At 61.9% G+C, this 15,863-nt stretch carries 13 protein-coding genes; 3 read left to right on the top strand and 10 right to left on the bottom strand.

Annotated elements, in window-relative coordinates:
• Window positions 1-2: 2 nt before the first annotated feature.
• The 4 genes from ACIPY9_RS08210 to ACIPY9_RS08195 form a co-directional block, all read right to left on the bottom strand.
• Window positions 3-1,595: an ABC transporter substrate-binding protein gene (locus tag ACIPY9_RS08210; protein ID WP_400699193.1), complete on the bottom strand. Its 1,593-nt coding sequence runs from the start codon at window positions 1,593-1,595 to the stop codon at window positions 3-5.
• Between the two features lie 111 nt (window positions 1,596-1,706).
• Window positions 1,707-2,561 (bottom strand): D-amino-acid transaminase, encoded by an 855-nt coding sequence (locus ACIPY9_RS08205; RefSeq protein WP_400699190.1) that lies wholly within the window; start codon window positions 2,559-2,561, stop codon window positions 1,707-1,709.
• Window position 2,562: 1 nt separating this feature from the next.
• Window positions 2,563-3,513, bottom strand: coding sequence for an N-carbamoyl-D-amino-acid hydrolase (locus ACIPY9_RS08200; RefSeq protein ID WP_400699188.1), 951 nt, complete (start codon window positions 3,511-3,513; stop codon window positions 2,563-2,565).
• A gap of 129 nt (window positions 3,514-3,642) precedes the next feature.
• Entirely contained in the window at window positions 3,643-4,560 is a 918-nt protein-coding gene (locus tag ACIPY9_RS08195) for a LysR family transcriptional regulator (RefSeq protein WP_400699185.1), read from the bottom strand.
• A 162-nt stretch (window positions 4,561-4,722) separates the two neighbouring features.
• Here ACIPY9_RS08195 and ACIPY9_RS08190 point away from each other — a divergent pair, with 162 nt between their 5' ends.
• Complete coding sequence (locus ACIPY9_RS08190) at window positions 4,723-5,622, top strand: AEC family transporter (RefSeq protein WP_400699183.1); 900 nt, start codon at window positions 4,723-4,725, stop codon at window positions 5,620-5,622.
• 23 nt (window positions 5,623-5,645) lie between these two features.
• Here ACIPY9_RS08190 and ACIPY9_RS08185 read toward each other — a convergent pair whose 3' ends face one another.
• The 6 genes from ACIPY9_RS08185 to kdpF all read right to left on the bottom strand — a co-directional run bounded on the left by ACIPY9_RS08185 (window position 5,646) and on the right by kdpF (window position 13,617).
• Window positions 5,646-6,353, bottom strand: a complete 708-nt coding sequence (locus tag ACIPY9_RS08185) for a response regulator (RefSeq protein WP_400699181.1) — start codon at window positions 6,351-6,353, stop codon at window positions 5,646-5,648.
• Window positions 6,354-6,408: 55 nt separating this feature from the next.
• The gene (locus tag ACIPY9_RS08180; RefSeq protein WP_400699178.1) at window positions 6,409-9,063 is read right to left on the bottom strand and encodes a DUF4118 domain-containing protein; all 2,655 of its coding nucleotides are present in this window, start codon (window positions 9,061-9,063) and stop codon (window positions 6,409-6,411) included.
• Between the two features lie 16 nt (window positions 9,064-9,079).
• Complete coding sequence (gene kdpC / locus ACIPY9_RS08175) at window positions 9,080-9,652, bottom strand: potassium-transporting ATPase subunit KdpC (protein ID WP_400699176.1); 573 nt, start codon at window positions 9,650-9,652, stop codon at window positions 9,080-9,082.
• Between the two features lie 95 nt (window positions 9,653-9,747).
• On the bottom strand, window positions 9,748-11,814 hold the full coding sequence (gene kdpB, locus ACIPY9_RS08170; protein WP_400699174.1) for a potassium-transporting ATPase subunit KdpB: 2,067 nt from the start codon (window positions 11,812-11,814) through the stop codon (window positions 9,748-9,750).
• Between the two features lie 10 nt (window positions 11,815-11,824).
• Window positions 11,825-13,519: a potassium-transporting ATPase subunit KdpA gene (gene kdpA, locus ACIPY9_RS08165; RefSeq protein ID WP_400699171.1), complete on the bottom strand. Its 1,695-nt coding sequence runs from the start codon at window positions 13,517-13,519 to the stop codon at window positions 11,825-11,827.
• 8 nt (window positions 13,520-13,527) lie between these two features.
• Complete coding sequence (gene kdpF, locus ACIPY9_RS08160) at window positions 13,528-13,617, bottom strand: K(+)-transporting ATPase subunit F (RefSeq protein ID WP_219060310.1); 90 nt, start codon at window positions 13,615-13,617, stop codon at window positions 13,528-13,530.
• Between the two features lie 346 nt (window positions 13,618-13,963).
• Between kdpF and ACIPY9_RS08155 the strand changes: the two genes are divergently transcribed.
• Both ACIPY9_RS08155 and ACIPY9_RS08150 read left to right on the top strand, forming a co-directional pair.
• On the top strand, window positions 13,964-14,713 hold the full coding sequence (locus tag ACIPY9_RS08155) for a response regulator (RefSeq protein WP_400699169.1): 750 nt from the start codon (window positions 13,964-13,966) through the stop codon (window positions 14,711-14,713).
• Window positions 14,710-15,753 carry a sensor histidine kinase gene (locus ACIPY9_RS08150; protein ID WP_400699167.1) on the top strand — a complete coding sequence of 348 codons (1,044 nt, stop codon included), beginning with the start codon at window positions 14,710-14,712 and terminating at the stop codon, window positions 15,751-15,753. Before ACIPY9_RS08155 ends, ACIPY9_RS08150 begins: the two co-directional genes overlap by 4 nt.
• The last annotated feature ends 110 nt before the right edge of the window (window positions 15,754-15,863 follow it).

The following is a 15,863-nucleotide window of genomic DNA, read 5'->3' as shown; positions in this document are numbered from 1 at the left end:
GCTCACTGGCTCTTCTCGACAGCCCAGAACACGGTGGACGGTCCCTTGAGCAGGTTCTTGATGTGACGGTTCCAGGCCGAAACATCGTGATACTGGCCCAGCGGGATGTAACTGACCTGATCCATGGCGTGCTTCTGGATCCGGGCCGCGACCGCTTTCTGTGCCTCAGGAGTCGTCGCTGTCGCGAACTCGACACGCAGCTCGTTCATCTGCGGATCGGTCGGCCAGCCGAACCAGGCCCCTTTCTGGCCATTGCCGTCGAGCATCGGGTTGACCACCGGGTTCCAGATGGTCTGCACGTTCCAGTAGGTGAAGAACAGGTTCCAGCCCCCTTCGGCCGGCGACTTCTGATTGGCGCGACGCGAAACCAGTGTCTGCCAGTCCATCGGTTGCAGGTCGACCTTGAAGCCCGCGTTGCGCAGCGCCTGTGCGGCCACCACAGGCTGCGAGGCCTGGCTTGGTACATCGGTCGGCTGCATGATGACCACGGGCGTGCCGTCGTAACCGGCCTTCTTGAGCAAGGCCTTCGCCTCCTCAAGACGCCCGCCGCTCACCAGCGATTCACCACCGACCTGGCTTTCCAGCTCGGTCCCGCAGCCGAATACAGAAGCACATTGCTGGTAATACTTGGGATTGCCTACCAGCGCATCGAGCACGTCTTTCTGGTTCATGGCCAACAACGCCGCACGGCGGATATCCGGGTTATCGAACGGCGGATACAGGAAATTCATGCGGCCACCGGTCATCAGGCCCAGGTCACTGAGCACACCGGTCCTGAGGTTGTCGTCGGCCTCCACCATCGGCAGCAGGTCGATGGGCAACTGCTCGATGAAATCGATGTCGCCGGACGACAACGCATTGAGGGCGGTCATGCGATCCGGCATGTTGATCCACTCGACGCGATCGACCTTGACCACCTTGCCACCGGCCGTGCCGCTGGCAGGCTCCTGGCGCGGGACATACTCCTTGAATTTCTCGTACACCACCCGGTTACCCGGATCGAACTCGCTGGCCACGAACGTGTAGGGACCGGAGCCGGTGTAATCGGTGATCATCTTGCCTTCGGCCGTATTGGCCACCCGCTCGGGCATCATGAACGCCGCCACCGAAGAGGGTTTGGCCAGAAGAGGCAACACATAACCGAAGGGTTTGGCCAGCGTGAGAACCAGGGTTCTGTCATCGCGGGCCTCAAGGCTGGCGACAGACTTCATCATCAACTGACCGCCCACATCGTAATGGGCCCAGCGCTTGAGCGAGGCAACACAGTCCTTCGCCGTTACCGGCTTGCCGTCATGCCAGAGCAGGCCGTCACGCAGCGTGAAGGTGTAGACCAGACCGTCCGCCGAGACCGTCCAGTCCGCCATTTGCGGGCGTGGATGAAAGTCGGCGTCCATGGCGATCAGGGTGTCGTAGATCATGAACCCGTGGTTACGGGTGATCTGTGCCGTGGTCGCGACAGGGTCCAACACCCGCAACGAGGAAGACATCACCGCATGCAGGGTCGTTTCGGCAGAAAATGCCAGGGGAGCATTGAGCGCCGCCAACAGCCCGACGGGCACTAGCAGACGGGCAAGCATGGAGCGTGGTCGTTTCATGCGTAACTTCCTTACAGATTCAGGGCTGAGGTCGGCAGGGTGTCCTTTGTGGTCGAAGAAACGTTCGGGGCCTGTCGTCTCTGCGGACGACGAGGCCATATGTGCAGCGGCTCAGTTCAGAACCGCCAGGGCATGCTCGATATAGAGTTGTCGCAAACGCAGGGTCATGGCACCGGGTGTACCGTCGCCAATGGCCTGACCATCGATCCGCACGACCGGGTAGATGAAGGACGTGGATGAGGTGATGAAGGCCTCGCTCGCCGCCCTGGCCTCTTCCAGGGAAAACGCCCGTTCCTCGAGGCGCAATCCATGCTCGTCCAGCAGCGCAATCAGCGCCCCTCGTGTCACGCCGGGCAGCAAGGCACTGGACAGGCCACGGGTCACTACAACGCCATCCGCCGTGATGATGAATGCATTGTTGGAGGTCCCTTCGGTCACGAGCCCGTCCTTGATCAACCAGGCATCATCGGCCCCCTGCTGACGTGCCTGCTCCTTGGCCATGCAGGCATACAAGAGCTGCGTGGTCTTGATATCGCTACGTCCCCAGCGCAGGTCGGGCAGCCCGACGATGTTCATCCCTCGCCTGGCAAGCGGGCTGTCGAGCACCACCTTGGCCTGGGTATAGAGCACCACGGTCTGAGGCACGCCGGTGGCCGGGTACAGAAAGTTACGATCTTCTGCGCCCCGCGTGATCTGCAGGTAGACCAGCCCTTCGTCCAGCGCATTGAGGTCGATCAGGCGTCGGTGGATGCCCAGCAGTTGCTCGTCCGTGAACGGTAACGCCATGCCCATTTCCCCAAGAGAACGGCGCAGGCGCTGCACATGCAGATCGAAGTCCACCAGCTTGCCGCGCAAGACGGCAGTGACTTCATAGATCGCGTCGGCAAACATGAAGCCCCGGTCGAAAACCGACACTTTCGCCTGATCTTCTGCGACGTACTCTCCGTTCAGATAGACCGTGCGCATGTCAGAGACCTTGCGGCTTGAAAGCCGCTGCCGGACGTTCGACACCTGTCTGGCTGCAAATGATGCCGTAATGCTCGATACGCCGATGGCGGGCGAAATCGAAAATGGTGGTCTTGCCGAAGTTGCACAGGTCCATGTCGCAGCGGTGGCTGATCAGTTCGTCCCCCTGCCCCTGGGCTCTGGCCACCACGAAACCGTTGGGATCGACAATGACACTGCCGCCCATCAAGGGGAAACCGTCTTCGACCCCGCCCTTGGCCACGCCGACCACCCAGGTCGCGTTCTGATAGGCCCCGGCCTGCATGCACAGCTCGGAGTGGAACAGGCGATGCTCCTCGCCTTCGCCACGGTTCTGGGAGTTGATCGACGGCGTGTTGTAACCCAGCATCACCAGCTCGACGCCCTGCAGGCCCATGACACGGTAGGTTTCCGGCCAGCGACGGTCATTGCAGATGCACATGCCCATCACCGCGTTTTCGTTTTCAAAGGTCGGGAATCCCAGGTCGCCCGGCTCGAAATAGCGCTTTTCAAGGTGCTGGAAATCACGCGCTGTGTCGTACTCCACATGACCCGGCAGATGGACCTTGCGGTACTTGCCGACGATATTGCCCTGCCGGTCCGTCAGAATCGACGTATTGAAATGACGGCCTTCCGGGGTCAGTTCGGCATAACCGAAGGAAATGGCTATCGAATGCTGGCGGGAGAAATCGAACAGAGGCCGGGTCTCGGCGCTGGGCATTTCCCGCTCGAACCAGGTATCGACCTCACGCTGATCTTCCATGTACCAGCGAGGGAAAAAAGTGGTCAGTGCCAGTTCGGGAAACACCACCAGCTCACACCCCTGCTGACGGGCCTGTTCCAGCAGAGCCAGCATGCGCTGCACGACACTGGCCCGTGAATCACTCTTCTGGATGGCACCCAGCTGGGCACCGCCGATAACGATTTCGCGCATTTCGTATTTCCCCCGCAAGGCCGACTCAGTGTCGGCAAACCCTGTGACATCGCATTGATGTCCATCTTGGCCAAGCTTGCGGCCGCTGTCGCATACCAATACGTCGGCAGGGGTTAACACCGTGTTAAGTCATTCGTGCGAGTGCTCAAAACCGCTGGCGATCAGCGTGTCCTTGAGCTGCTCGACAAACGACTGCGCCAGTTGAGCCAATGGCTCGCGGCGCAGATGGACCAGGCTGACCCTCAATCGCTCCCGGGTCAGGATCGGCAAGACGCCCATCAGCCCCGCAGCCGAAGCCCGGAAGGAAATCTCGTCGACCACGGAAAACCCTGCGCCATTCTTGACCAGCGCACAGGCATGGTGCGGCGAATCGACCTCGATGCTCGGCCGATACTCCAGACCGGCACGCTCGAAGGCCGGCTTGATGACACTGAAGAAAGGCGTTTCGGCCGGATAGCCGATCAGGGGATAAGCGGCCAGCGCATCGGGCAAGGCTTCGGGGGGCAGGTCCAGAAGTTCATGTCCACGGGGACAGACCATCAGCATCCGCACTTCGCTCAGCGGAATGGCCCGCAGATTGGGGTGATCGATGGGAAACAGGGAAATTCCGAGATCCGCCTGCTGATCCAGCAGACGGTCGCGCAGCAGCACATGCCGCAGGCACTCGAGGCTGACCCGCACATGCTCGTTATTGCGACGAAACGCAGCAATGGTGTCCGGCACCATCTGATGGCCCAGACTGGGACTGCTGGCAATGCGCAGCACGCCATGACGCTGCTGGACCAGATCCTGGAGCGTGGTGTTGACCCGCTGAATATTGCGATACACCGACTCCACATCGTGAAACAGACGTCGCGCTTCCGGGGACGGGTACAGACGCCCCTTGACCCGCTCAAACAGCTGGAAACCGATCCGTGCCTCCGTGTGCGACAACATGCGGCTGACCGCCGGTTGAGACACCAGCAGCAATTGGGCAGCGCCATTGATCGAGCCGGTGATCATGACGGCACGAAAGACTTCGATCTGCCTGAGATTGAGTGACTGCATGCACGGGTCTCCAGAAGATGACGTCGCCAGCAAAGGCTTAACATCAGGTTAACAGGCATTAGCAATATGTATGCCACACCGACAAAAACCTTGATCTTTCGCAGACAATCGCAGGATTTCCTGTTCATAATGCGCAGCCATTCACTCAAGGAGCCTATGCCCGTGGCCGTCTCGCAAGCCATCCTGCCGATATTCCTGTTGATCGTTCTGGGCTACGTCCTGGGCCGACGCAAAGCGTTGACCGTCGAGAGCACCAAGGCCCTGAGCAACCTGGCCTTCAAGCTGTTCATGCCCATGGTGCTGTTTACCGGCATGGCCAAGGCGCCCCTGCACAATGGTCTGGATATCCGGATACTGGCGGCCTACTTCGTGCCTGCACTGATGGTGTTTGCGCTGGTCAATCTGGTGGCCCACCGCTTTATCGGGCACCCGACGCCCTTCGGCCTGACGGCGGGGTTTTCCAATAACGTGCTGATCGGCATTCCGATGGTGGCCGGTCTGTTCGGCCAGCCGGGGCTGGTGCTGCTGTTTACCGTGATTGCCGTCCACAGCCTGTTGCTGTTCAGCTTCCAGAGCCTGTACGACAGCTTCGCGGGCAATGAGCCTTTCAACTCACGCTCGTTGATCGCCAGTCTGGCGAACCCGATGATCATTGGCCTGCTGCTGGGCGTGGCCTTGAACCTTTCGGGCTTTTCATTACCGGACTGGGCGGACCATCTCACCACCTGGCTGGCCCAGGCGGCCCTGCCCTGCGCCCTGATCGTGCTGGGCGCCAACCTCTCCAGCTACAAGCTGACACCCAGCGCCGAAGCCCTGGGCATCACCTTCGCCAAACTGGCGCTCATGCCGCTGCTGGTGTTGCTGGCCTGCATTGTCCTGGGCATCGAAGGGATGCCGCGTTCGGTGCTGGTGCTGATGGCGGCCGGTCCGTCCGGGGTGAACGTGCTGGGCTTTGCCCGCACCGTGCCTGACGTGCAGAAAACCAGTTCGGCGATCTGCCTGACGACCCTGTTGTCGGCTGCAACCCTGCCGTTGTGGATGTGGATCGGAACGGCGTTCTGAGGCTTTTTCGCGAATGAATTGGCTTACACGGCCGGGTCTGACGCCCCTGCTGCAAGACGATAACCCACCCCGGCTTCGGTCACGATGAAACGGGGCGCGGTGGGGTCGTCAGCCAGTTTCTGACGCAAATGCCCCACCACGATCCGCAGGTAATGGCTGTCCTCGGTATGGGTCGGCCCCCAGATGTCCTTGAGCAGTTGCTGCTGGGTAATCACGCGTCCGGGGTAACGCGCCAATTGCGCCAGCACCGCATACTCCTTGCGGGTCAGGGCGACTTCCACCCCGTCGAGCAACACACGCCGATAGGCCAGGTCCACGGTCAGCGGCCCCAGGTTCAAGGCCGCCTCGGGCCTGTCGCCTGCCGGAACCTGGCGCAACAAGGCCCGCACCCTGGCCAGAAATTCCTGGATACCGAAGGGTTTGGTCACGTAATCGTTGGCCCCGGCGTCCAGCGCCTGGACCTTCTGCGCTTCGCTGGCCCGAACCGAAAGCACCAGCACCGGCACACTCGACCATTCGCGAAACTCCTTCAGCACCTCCTGGCCGTCCATGTCCGGCAAGCCGAGGTCAAGCACCAGCAGGTCCGGCTTGCTCAACGCGGCCTGGCTCAGGCCATCGACTCCGGTAGGCGCTTCGAGCACCTTGTATCCCTGAGAGACAAGGCTGATACGCAGAAACTTGCGGATCTGCGGTTCGTCGTCGATCACCAGAATGGTTGCGGTCTGACTCATGATGCCTCTGGGCCTGCAATGACGGGAATGGCCACAAGACTAACGTAAAGCGCCCTCAAGACAACGCCTCCACTTCCGCCTCAGGCTGGGTCTGCAAGGGTAAATGCAGGGTGATACAGGTGCCCTGCCCGTCAATGCCCGCTCCGACACTGACCCGCCCGCCATGGGCACCGACCATGCCCTGACAGATGGCCAGCCCCAGCCCGGTCCCCTGCCCGCCGCGATCGCCACGGGCTGCGGTGTAGAACATGTCGAAAATCTTCGCTCGCTCATTCTCGGGAATGCCCGGCCCCTCATCGCTTACAGCAAATGACAATTCGTCCTCTGCCACGCTCACGGCCACCTGCAAGCGGCCGTTGAGGGGCGAGAAACGTGCGGCGTTTTCCAGCACATTGACCAGCGCCTGTTCGATCAGAGCGGCATGCACATACAACAGCGGCAATTCAGCAGAGACACGGGCCTCGACCTGCAAGGGAGCCAGTACCGCACGCAGGCGACCGAGCGCGCTGCCGACGATGTCGCCGGGCGATACCCAGTCACGCGCCAGCTTGAGGGCACCATGCCCCAGACGGGTCATGTCCAGAAGGTTCTGAATGTAGCGATCCAGACGCTCGGCTTCGTCCCGGGTACCTTCCAGCAGTTCGCGGCGATCCGGTGGCGAAATGGCCTCATCCAGGGCCAGCAGGCTGTCGATGCTGCCACGCATGGCGGTCAGTGGCGTGCGTAGGTCATGGGATACCGAGGCCAGCAAGGCACTGCGCAACTGCTCGGTTTCACCGTGCAGGCGCGCGGCTTCCAGGTCTTCGGCCAGTCGCGCCCGGGCCAGGGCCTGGGCCAGTGGCTGACTGAGGGCAATCAGCAGGCGACGGCGCTGCGCCGTGAATTCCTGCCCGTCACGGGGACACACGCCCAGCAAGGCCAGCGGGCCATTGTCACCGGACAACGGCCACCACCACCAACGGCCGGACGGCAAGGTGCCGGTGCCGTAGCCCGCCGCCTGATCGTGCTGCCAGGCCCAGTCTGCGGCTGCACGCTCCGACTCGGACAAGGGATCGATATTGCTGTCGAGTTTCCAGACGCCTTGTGTATCCCGATCCAGCAAATAGACCTGCAACTCTTGCCAGCCGTTCAAATGCTGCCCGGCCGCACTGAGCACGGCCTGCCGGTCCGTTGCGGCCGTCAGTTTGCGGGACAGGTCCAGCAACTCGCTGGTCTGTTCCTGAGTATCGCGCAAAGCCTCCAGTTGATGGCGCTGACGGGCCGCCAGATTGCCGGTCAGGGCCGACATCAACAGGAAGAACAGCAAGGTCAGTACGTCCTCTTCGCGCTGGATAGTCAGCGAGAAGCTGGGGGGCATGAACAGAAAGTCATAGGCCAGGAACGACATCACCGAACAGGCCAGGGCCGGCCCCACGCTGGTGCGTATCGCCACCAGCAGAACCGCTGCCAGAAACACCAGCGAGATATTCGGCAAATCCAGCACGTTCGACACGGCCCAGGCCAGGGCGCTGGCCAGCACGGTCGCAATCAGCGCCAGCAGGTAATCGAACCAGGGTGCCGGACGGGACGAGCGAATCCGTGGCTGATCCGGCAGCGGCTCGCTGTCCAGCACGCTGATTTCCAGACCGTGGGCTTCACGCAACAGGCGTTCGGCAACACCGCCACCGAACAATCGACGACGCAGGCGTGGCCGCGACTGACCGACCAGTACCACGCTGGCCCGTCGTTCGGCGGCATGCTGAATGAGGGTTCTGGCCACTTCTCCGGCGCGGAGCTGTACCACTTCACCCCCCAGACGCTCGGCCAGTTGCTGGGCACGCTGCAAACGGGCGCGGGACGGCTCATCGAAGGGACGGCCATTGTCGACATGCACCAGGGTCCAGGGCAGATGCCGACGCTGCGCCACCCGGCTGGCATGACGAACCAGGCGTTCGGCATGCACGTCGCCATCCACGCAGACCAGCAAGCGGCCACGCACGGCGGGCGCGTCCTGCCCCAACTGGCGATAGCCCTGGGCCAGATCGTTATCGACCTGGGCCGCAGCCGCCTGCATGGCCATCTCACGCAATGCCGTGAGATTGGTCTGGGTGAAAAAGGCATCGATGGCGGCCCGTGCCTGCTCCGGCACATACACCTTGCCGTCACGCAACCGCTCCAGCAATTCGCGGGGCGGCAGGTCGATCAGCACCAGCTCATAGGCCTCCTGCAATACCCAGTCGGGCAAGGTTTCGCGGACCTGGACACCGGTAATTCCCCGCACCTGATCGTTGAGGCTTTCCAGATGCTGAACGTTGACGGTGGTGTAGACATTGATGCCCGCCGCCAACAGTTCCTGAATGTCCTGCCAGCGTTTCGCATGACGGCTGCCCGGTGCGTTGCTGTGGGCCAGTTCGTCCACCAGCACCAGTTCCGGGCGCAGCTCGAGCAGGCCGTCGAGATCCATCTCCTCCAGGGTCACGCCCCGGTACTGGGAACGCAGCATGGGCTGTTGCGGCAAACCACTCAGCAACGCCTCGGTCTCGGCACGACCATGGGTTTCGACCACACCGGCCAGCACCTTGACGCCCTGACGCAGTTGCCTGTGGGCGGCCTGGAGCATCGCATAGGTCTTTCCGACCCCTGGTGCAGCCCCCAGAAATACTTTGAGACGCCCGCGCCCGGCGCTGGGCATATCGGCTAGCAAGGCATCGGCACGGCCGGAATCACTCATGGTTGTCACTACTCACTCAAAGTTGCGCCTGGCGTTGCGCAGACGGTAACTGATTCAAGGCACGATTCAAGTTCAGCACATTGACCACGGGCGGGCCAATCAATGACCGTTCAGTGTTGGCCTCGATAAGGGCCTGCACCTGCTCCAGCGGCAACTGCCGTGCTGCGGCGACCCGGGCAGCCTGATAAATGGCGGCGGATGGTGGCAGATGCGGGTCCAGACCGCTACCGGAAGTGGTCAACAAGGCCAGGGGCACCGAGCCCTGCCCGGCAACCGCCAGCTTGCCAGCCTCATCGGCGACCCGGGTCGCCAGGGCCGGGTTGCTCGGTGACAGGTTGCTTGCGCTGCTGGAAACCGTGGCGAAGGCCCCGGCCGAAGGCCGCGGCTGGAACCACTCATCCCCACTGAAAGCCTGGGCAATCAACTGCGAACCGCGCACCTTGCCATCGGCGTCATACACCAGACTGCCATTGGCCTGCTCGGGAAACGCCACTTGAGCCACACCCGTTACAGCCAATGGATAAGCAACGCCAGTCAGTACAGTCATCAACACAAGCAGGCTCAAGGCCGGACGCAATACAGTGGACATAGCAAATTCCTCAAAATCAGATAAAGACTGTCGGGTCCCGTAATCCCTGCAGGAGCGGATTCATCCGCGAAAAACATTCCCGTATACATTCGGCCCTACACCAACCCCAACCCGACCAGCAGCAGGTCGATCAACTTGATGCCCACGAACGGCACGGCAATCCCGCCCAGCCCGTAGATCAACAGATTGCGACGCAACAGATGGGCAGCGCTGGCGGCCTGGACCCTGACACCACGCAGGGCCAGCGGAATCAGCAGCACGATGATCAAGGCGTTGAACACAATGGCCGACACGATCGCGCTTTGCGGGCTGGCCAGTTGCATGATGTTCAGGACGCCCAGCTGCGGGTAGATCGCCGCAAACAGCGCGGGCAGGATCGCGAAGTATTTGGCAATGTCATTGGCGATGGAGAACGTCGTCAACGCGCCGCGAGTGACCAGCAATTCCTTGCCGATCTGTACCACATCCAGCAACTTGGTCGGGTCGCTGTCCAGATCCACCATGTTCGCCGCTTCGCGTGCCGCCTGGGTGCCGTCGTTCATGGCCATGCCGACGTCTGCCTGGGCCAGGGCCGGAGCATCGTTGGCACCGTCGCCACACATCGCCACCAGACGGCCTTCGTTCTGCTCGGCACGGATGCGCTCAAGCTTTTTCTCCGGGGTGGCTTCGGCCAGGACATCGTCCACGCCCGCTTCAGCCGCAATGGCCGCAGCGGTCAGCGGGTTGTCGCCCGTCACCATCACGGTGCGAATCCCCAGCTTGCGCAACTCGGCGAAACGCTCGCGAATCCCTGGCTTGACCACGTCCTTGAGGTGAATCGCACCCAGCAGTTTCCTGTCGACACACACCAGCAGCGGCGTGCCGCCCGTCTTGGCGATCTTGTCGATTTCACGGGCCAGTGCCGCTGGCAGGTCCCGGCGTTGCATGCCCACGAATGCCAGCAACGAATCCACGGCCCCCTTGCGGTATTGACGGCCCTGGTAATCCACACCGGACAGGCGCGTTTCGGCGCTGAATGGCACAGCCGTCAGCTCAGCCGCCTGAGGCTCGGTCATGGGGTTGAGGTTACGCAGGAACTCAACGATGGATTTGCCTTCGGCCGTGTCATCGGCCAGAGACGCCAGCAAGGCCCCTTCGCTCATTTCGCGAGAGGTCACACCCGGGGCGGCATACAGCGCACTGCACCGACGGTTGCCGAAGGTGATGGTGCCCGTCTTGTCCAGCAGCAGGACATGAACATCCCCGGCTGCCTCCACGGCGCGCCCGGACTTGGCGATGACATTCAGGCGTACCAGACGGTCCATCCCGGCAATGCCGATGGCTGACAACAGGCCGCCAATGGTGGTGGGAATCAAGGTCACCAGCAACGCCACCAGAAACACCAGCGGCAGGCTGCCACCGGCGAAATGGGCGAAGGGCTGCAAGGTCACGACCACCAGCAGGAAGATCAGGGTCAGGCCGATCAGCAGGATATCCAGCGCCACCTCATTGGGGGTTTTCTGGCGCTTGGCGCCTTCGACCAACGCAATCATGCGGTCCAGGGTCGATTCGCCGGGGTTGGTGCTGATCCGCACCAGCAGCCAGTCGGACACCAGCCGGGTGTTGCCGGTAACCGCCGAACGATCACCGCCGGACTCACGGATGACCGGGGCCGATTCACCGGTAATCGCCGCCTCGTTGACGGCGGCGATGCCTTCGATGACCTCGCCGTCGCCGGGGATCATTTCTCCGGCCTCGACGCGCACCACATCGCCTTTGCGCAACGCACTCGCATTGACCACGCTGAACGCACCGGACTCATCCCGGCGACGCGCCTTGAGGCCTTCGCTGCCTGCCTTGAGGCTGTCGGCGCGAGCCTTGCCACGCCCTTCGGCCAGGGCTTCGGCAAAGTTGGCGAACAACACCGTGAACCACAACCACAAGGCGATCTGCACCGCGATCCCCATCGGCACGGCCGGATCGGGGATCAGACACAGAATCGTGGTCAGGATCGCCGTCAGCTCCACCACCAGCATGACGGGAGAGCGCGCCAGCTGGCGAGGATCGAGCTTGACGAAGGCTTGCACCAGCGCCCCGCGCCACAGCGCTGAAAAGCTGGTTTTCACCGATTCAGTCACAGCAGGTGATTCAGCCGGTTTTGTTGCGGGAATCTGCATATTCATCATCGGCTCCTCAGAAGCCCAGGCTCAAATGTTCGGCAATCGGACCCAGTGCCAGGGTTGGCAGGAAGGTCAGGCCACCGACCAGCAAAATGGTCACGGTCAGCAAGGTCACGAACAGCGGGCCGTGAGTCGGGAAGCTGTTGAGGCCCTGCGGCGCGGCCTTTTTCATCGCCAGGCTGCCCGCCAGTGCCAGGACCGGCACGATGTAGCCGAATCGCCCGAGGAACATCGCCACGCTGAGCATCAGGTTGTGGAACACCGTATTGGCGCCGAACCCGCCGAATGCCGAGCCGTTATTGGCCGAGGCCGAGGTATAGGCGTACAGCAACTGGCTGAAGCCATGAGGACCGGGGTTGCTCACCGACGCCAGCGGTCCGGGCAGGCTGGCCGCCACGGCCCCCAGTACCAGCACGCCCACCGGCATCACCAGCAGCGTCGCGACCAGCAGACGGATTTCCGTCGCCTGCAACTTCTTGCCCAGGTATTCCGGAGTGCGACCGATCATCAGCCCCGCCAGGAACACCGCAATCAGCACGTTGAGCAACATGCCGTTGAGGCCGACACCGACGCCGCCGAAAATCACCTCACCCACCATCATGTTGACCAGCGCGACCATGCCGCTCAGCGGGTTGAGGCTGTCATGCATGGCGTTGACCGAGCCGTTCGAGGCTGCGGTGGTCGCCGTTGCCCACAATACGGTGGCGGTCGTGCCGAAGCGGCTTTCCTTGCCTTCCAGCGGTGCGGTCTGCTCGACACCGGCAATGTTCAGCGCCGGGTTGGGCTGGTATTCGGCCCACAGCGACACGGCACCGCCGATCAACAGCAGGCTCAACATGCAGGCCATGATTGCGCGGCTCTGGCGCATGTCCTTGACGTAATGGCCGAAGGTAAAGACCAGCGCCGCCGGGATCAGCAGGATCGACACCAGTTGCAGCAGATTGCTCAATGCCGTCGGGTTCTCGAACGGATGCGCCGAGTTCACGCCGAAGAAACCGCCGCCGTTGGTGCCCAGTTGCTTGATGGCAATCTGGCTTGCTGCCGGCCCCATGGGCAGGCTTTGATCGGCGCCCTGCAAGGTGACGGCATCGATGTAATGGGCAAAGCTTTGCGGCACACCCTGCCAGACCAGTAGCAAGGCCAGCACGGCACACAGCGGCAGCAGTCCATACAGGACGACACGGGTCATGTCGGTCCAGAAGTTGCCGAGGTTTTCCGTCGAGCGGCGACTGATACCGCGACAGAACGCCAGCAACACAGCGATGCCCGTGGCGGCGCTGACGAAGTTCTGCACGGTCAGCCCCGCCATCTGGCTCAGGTAGCTCAACGACGCTTCGCCGCTATAGCTCTGCCAGTTGGTATTGGTGACAAAACTCATCGCTGTGTTGAACGCCTGCGACCATTCCATCCCCGGCAATTGCTGCGGGTTGAGCGGCAAGGCGCCCTGCCCCAGCAACAGGGTGAACAACAGCACGAAACCGGCCAGGTTGAAGGCCAGCAAGGCCCACAGGTAGGCTTTCCAGTTCTGCTCTACCTTCGGATCGATGCCCGACAGGCGATAGCAGATACGTTCCACCGGCCCCAGCGCCGGGGTCAGCCAGGTGCGCTCGCCTTCAACGACCCTATAGTAGAAACGCCCCAGCCAGGGTGCGGGCAAGATGACCAGTACCAGAAAGGCCAGGATCAACAGATAGTCATAACTGTGCATGGCTGCTCCTAGTTCCGGCCGGCGCGCAGCAGCGCAACCAGCAAGTAAATGAACAGCCCTGCCGCCAACAACAGGGACACCCCATCCAGAACGCTCATTGAAATTCTCCGTCGCTACGGCGGTTGCCGCTTGGCAGCCATTGTCCGCAGGAGGGGTGTAAAGGAACGAGAGCGACAGACCGCGAGGGGCGTAAAGAAGGCGTAAAGAACGCAAAGCACAAGCGGCAAGCGGCAAGCGGCAAGCGGGTTTATCCGCAAAAGGAGCGTCGCAGGCAAGTCGTTTAAGCAGGCCCCTCCTTTGTACCAACAAGGATACATTCACGACATGCCCACGACATTCTGCCGCGACACCCTTTCGCCGCGCCTCCTGGCGAAGTAGCATGACGGGAGCGTTGATCTTCAATAGCGGCCAGTGATGGCGGCATCACAAGGCAGCAGTCGCACTATGCAAGCAATCCCCGACAGCAATACCGATAACTCATCCTCCGAACAGCGCTGGAATATCCGCGCCCTGATCGTCGACGATGACGTGGCCATTCGTGAACTGCTCTGTGATTACCTGTCCCGTTTCAACATCCAGTCCAAGGGTGTCACCGATGGCGCGCAAATGCGTCAGGCACTGGCCGAGGAGACGTTCGACGTCGTCGTGCTGGACCTGATGCTGCCGGGCGAAGACGGCCTGTCACTGTGCCGCTGGCTGCGCAGCACCTCGGACATTCCGATCCTGATGCTCACCGCCCGTTGCGAACCCACAGACCGGATCATCGGCCTTGAACTGGGTGCCGACGACTACATGGCCAAGCCATTCGAGCCACGCGAGCTGGTGGCCCGTATCCAGACCGTCTTGCGCCGCGTACGCGACGAACGCAGCGAACAGCGCACCACCGTGCGTTTCGATGCCTGGCGCCTGAACAGCGTCCTGCGCCAGTTGATCGCTGCAGATGGCCTGGTTGTCCCGCTTTCCAACGCCGAATTCCGCCTGTTGCGGGTCTTTCTGGAGCGCCCTCATCGCGTACTCAGCCGCGAGCAGTTGCTGGACGCTGCCCGGGGCCGCTCCATAGAAGCCTTCGATCGCAGCATTGATCTGCTGGTATCGCGTCTGCGCCAGAAGCTGGGGGATGATCCGAAAAATCCCCAACTGATCAAGACTGTGCGCGGTGAAGGCTACCTCTTCGATGCCAGGGAACTCGCTTGATAAGATCAGCCGATACACTTTTTGCGCGCCTGTTCGGTGGTGCACTGATTGCCATCCTGCTGGCGCATGTATTGGCATTCATCTGGTTCACACAATACGCCCCACCGCCGCTGAGGGAGGCCCCGCCGGAGTCTGCCCAGCATCATGAGCCTCCGGGCCCGCCCGAAGATCACGGGCCTCGTCGCCCTTCGCCCTGGCGCGGCCCGCTGACTGTGATGGGGTTCCAGTTGCTCACGCTGGTGATCGCAGCCTGGTACGGCGCCAAGGCGCTGAGTCGCCCCGTACGCCGCATAAGCGAAGCCGCCGAGCGCCTGAGCGAAAACCTCGACAGCCCGCCTCTGGAAATCACCGGTCCGCGGGAAGCCCGCAACGCTGCCCAGACGTTCAATCTGATGCAGCAGAAGATTCGCGAACAGATGCAACAACGCGGGCGCATGCTGGCGGCTGTCTCCCATGACCTGCGCACGCCACTCTCTCGCCTGAAACTGCGCGTCGAAAAGATCGACGACCCCAAATTGCACGCCCAGATGACTCAGGACCTGGACGACATGATCAACATGCTCGATGCCACCCTCAGTTACCTGAACGAGCACCGGAAGAATGAAGTCCTGCAACAGCTCGACCTGCACTCTCTGATCGAATCCCTGGCCGAAAACGCCCAGGACAACGGCGACGACGTTCAATATCAGGGGCACTGCAAACCCCTCAAGACCCAACCAATGGCACTGCGATCCTGCCTGCACAACCTGATCGACAATGCCCTGCGCTATGCCGGCAGTGTGAAAATCGACATCCAGGATCAGGCCAATCGCGTGAAAATTTCGGTCATCGACCATGGACCGGGAATCGCCCCCGAACTCCACGAAACCGTATTCGAACCCTTCTACCGCCTGGAAGGCTCACGCAACCGTAATTCCGGCGGCGTCGGCATGGGCATGACCATCGCCCGAGAGGCCGCCTGGCGCATGGGTGGCGAGCTCTATCTCACACAGACGCCGGGTGGCGGCCTGACGGCGATTCTTGATCTGCCACGGGCCTGAAGGCTTCGTATCCCCTCCGATACAAAGCCCACATCCCCACGACAACTGACACCTTGAGGCTTCATAAGCCGGTGCACCGCCATCGGCTCTATCAACCTCATGGGAGTCAG

The organism is Pseudomonas sp. NPDC089734, assembly GCF_044748865.1.
Classification (GTDB): Bacteria; Pseudomonadota; Gammaproteobacteria; order Pseudomonadales; family Pseudomonadaceae; genus Aquipseudomonas.
Note: the sequence above shows the minus strand (reverse complement) of the source record. Positions and strands in the feature narration are given on the sequence as shown.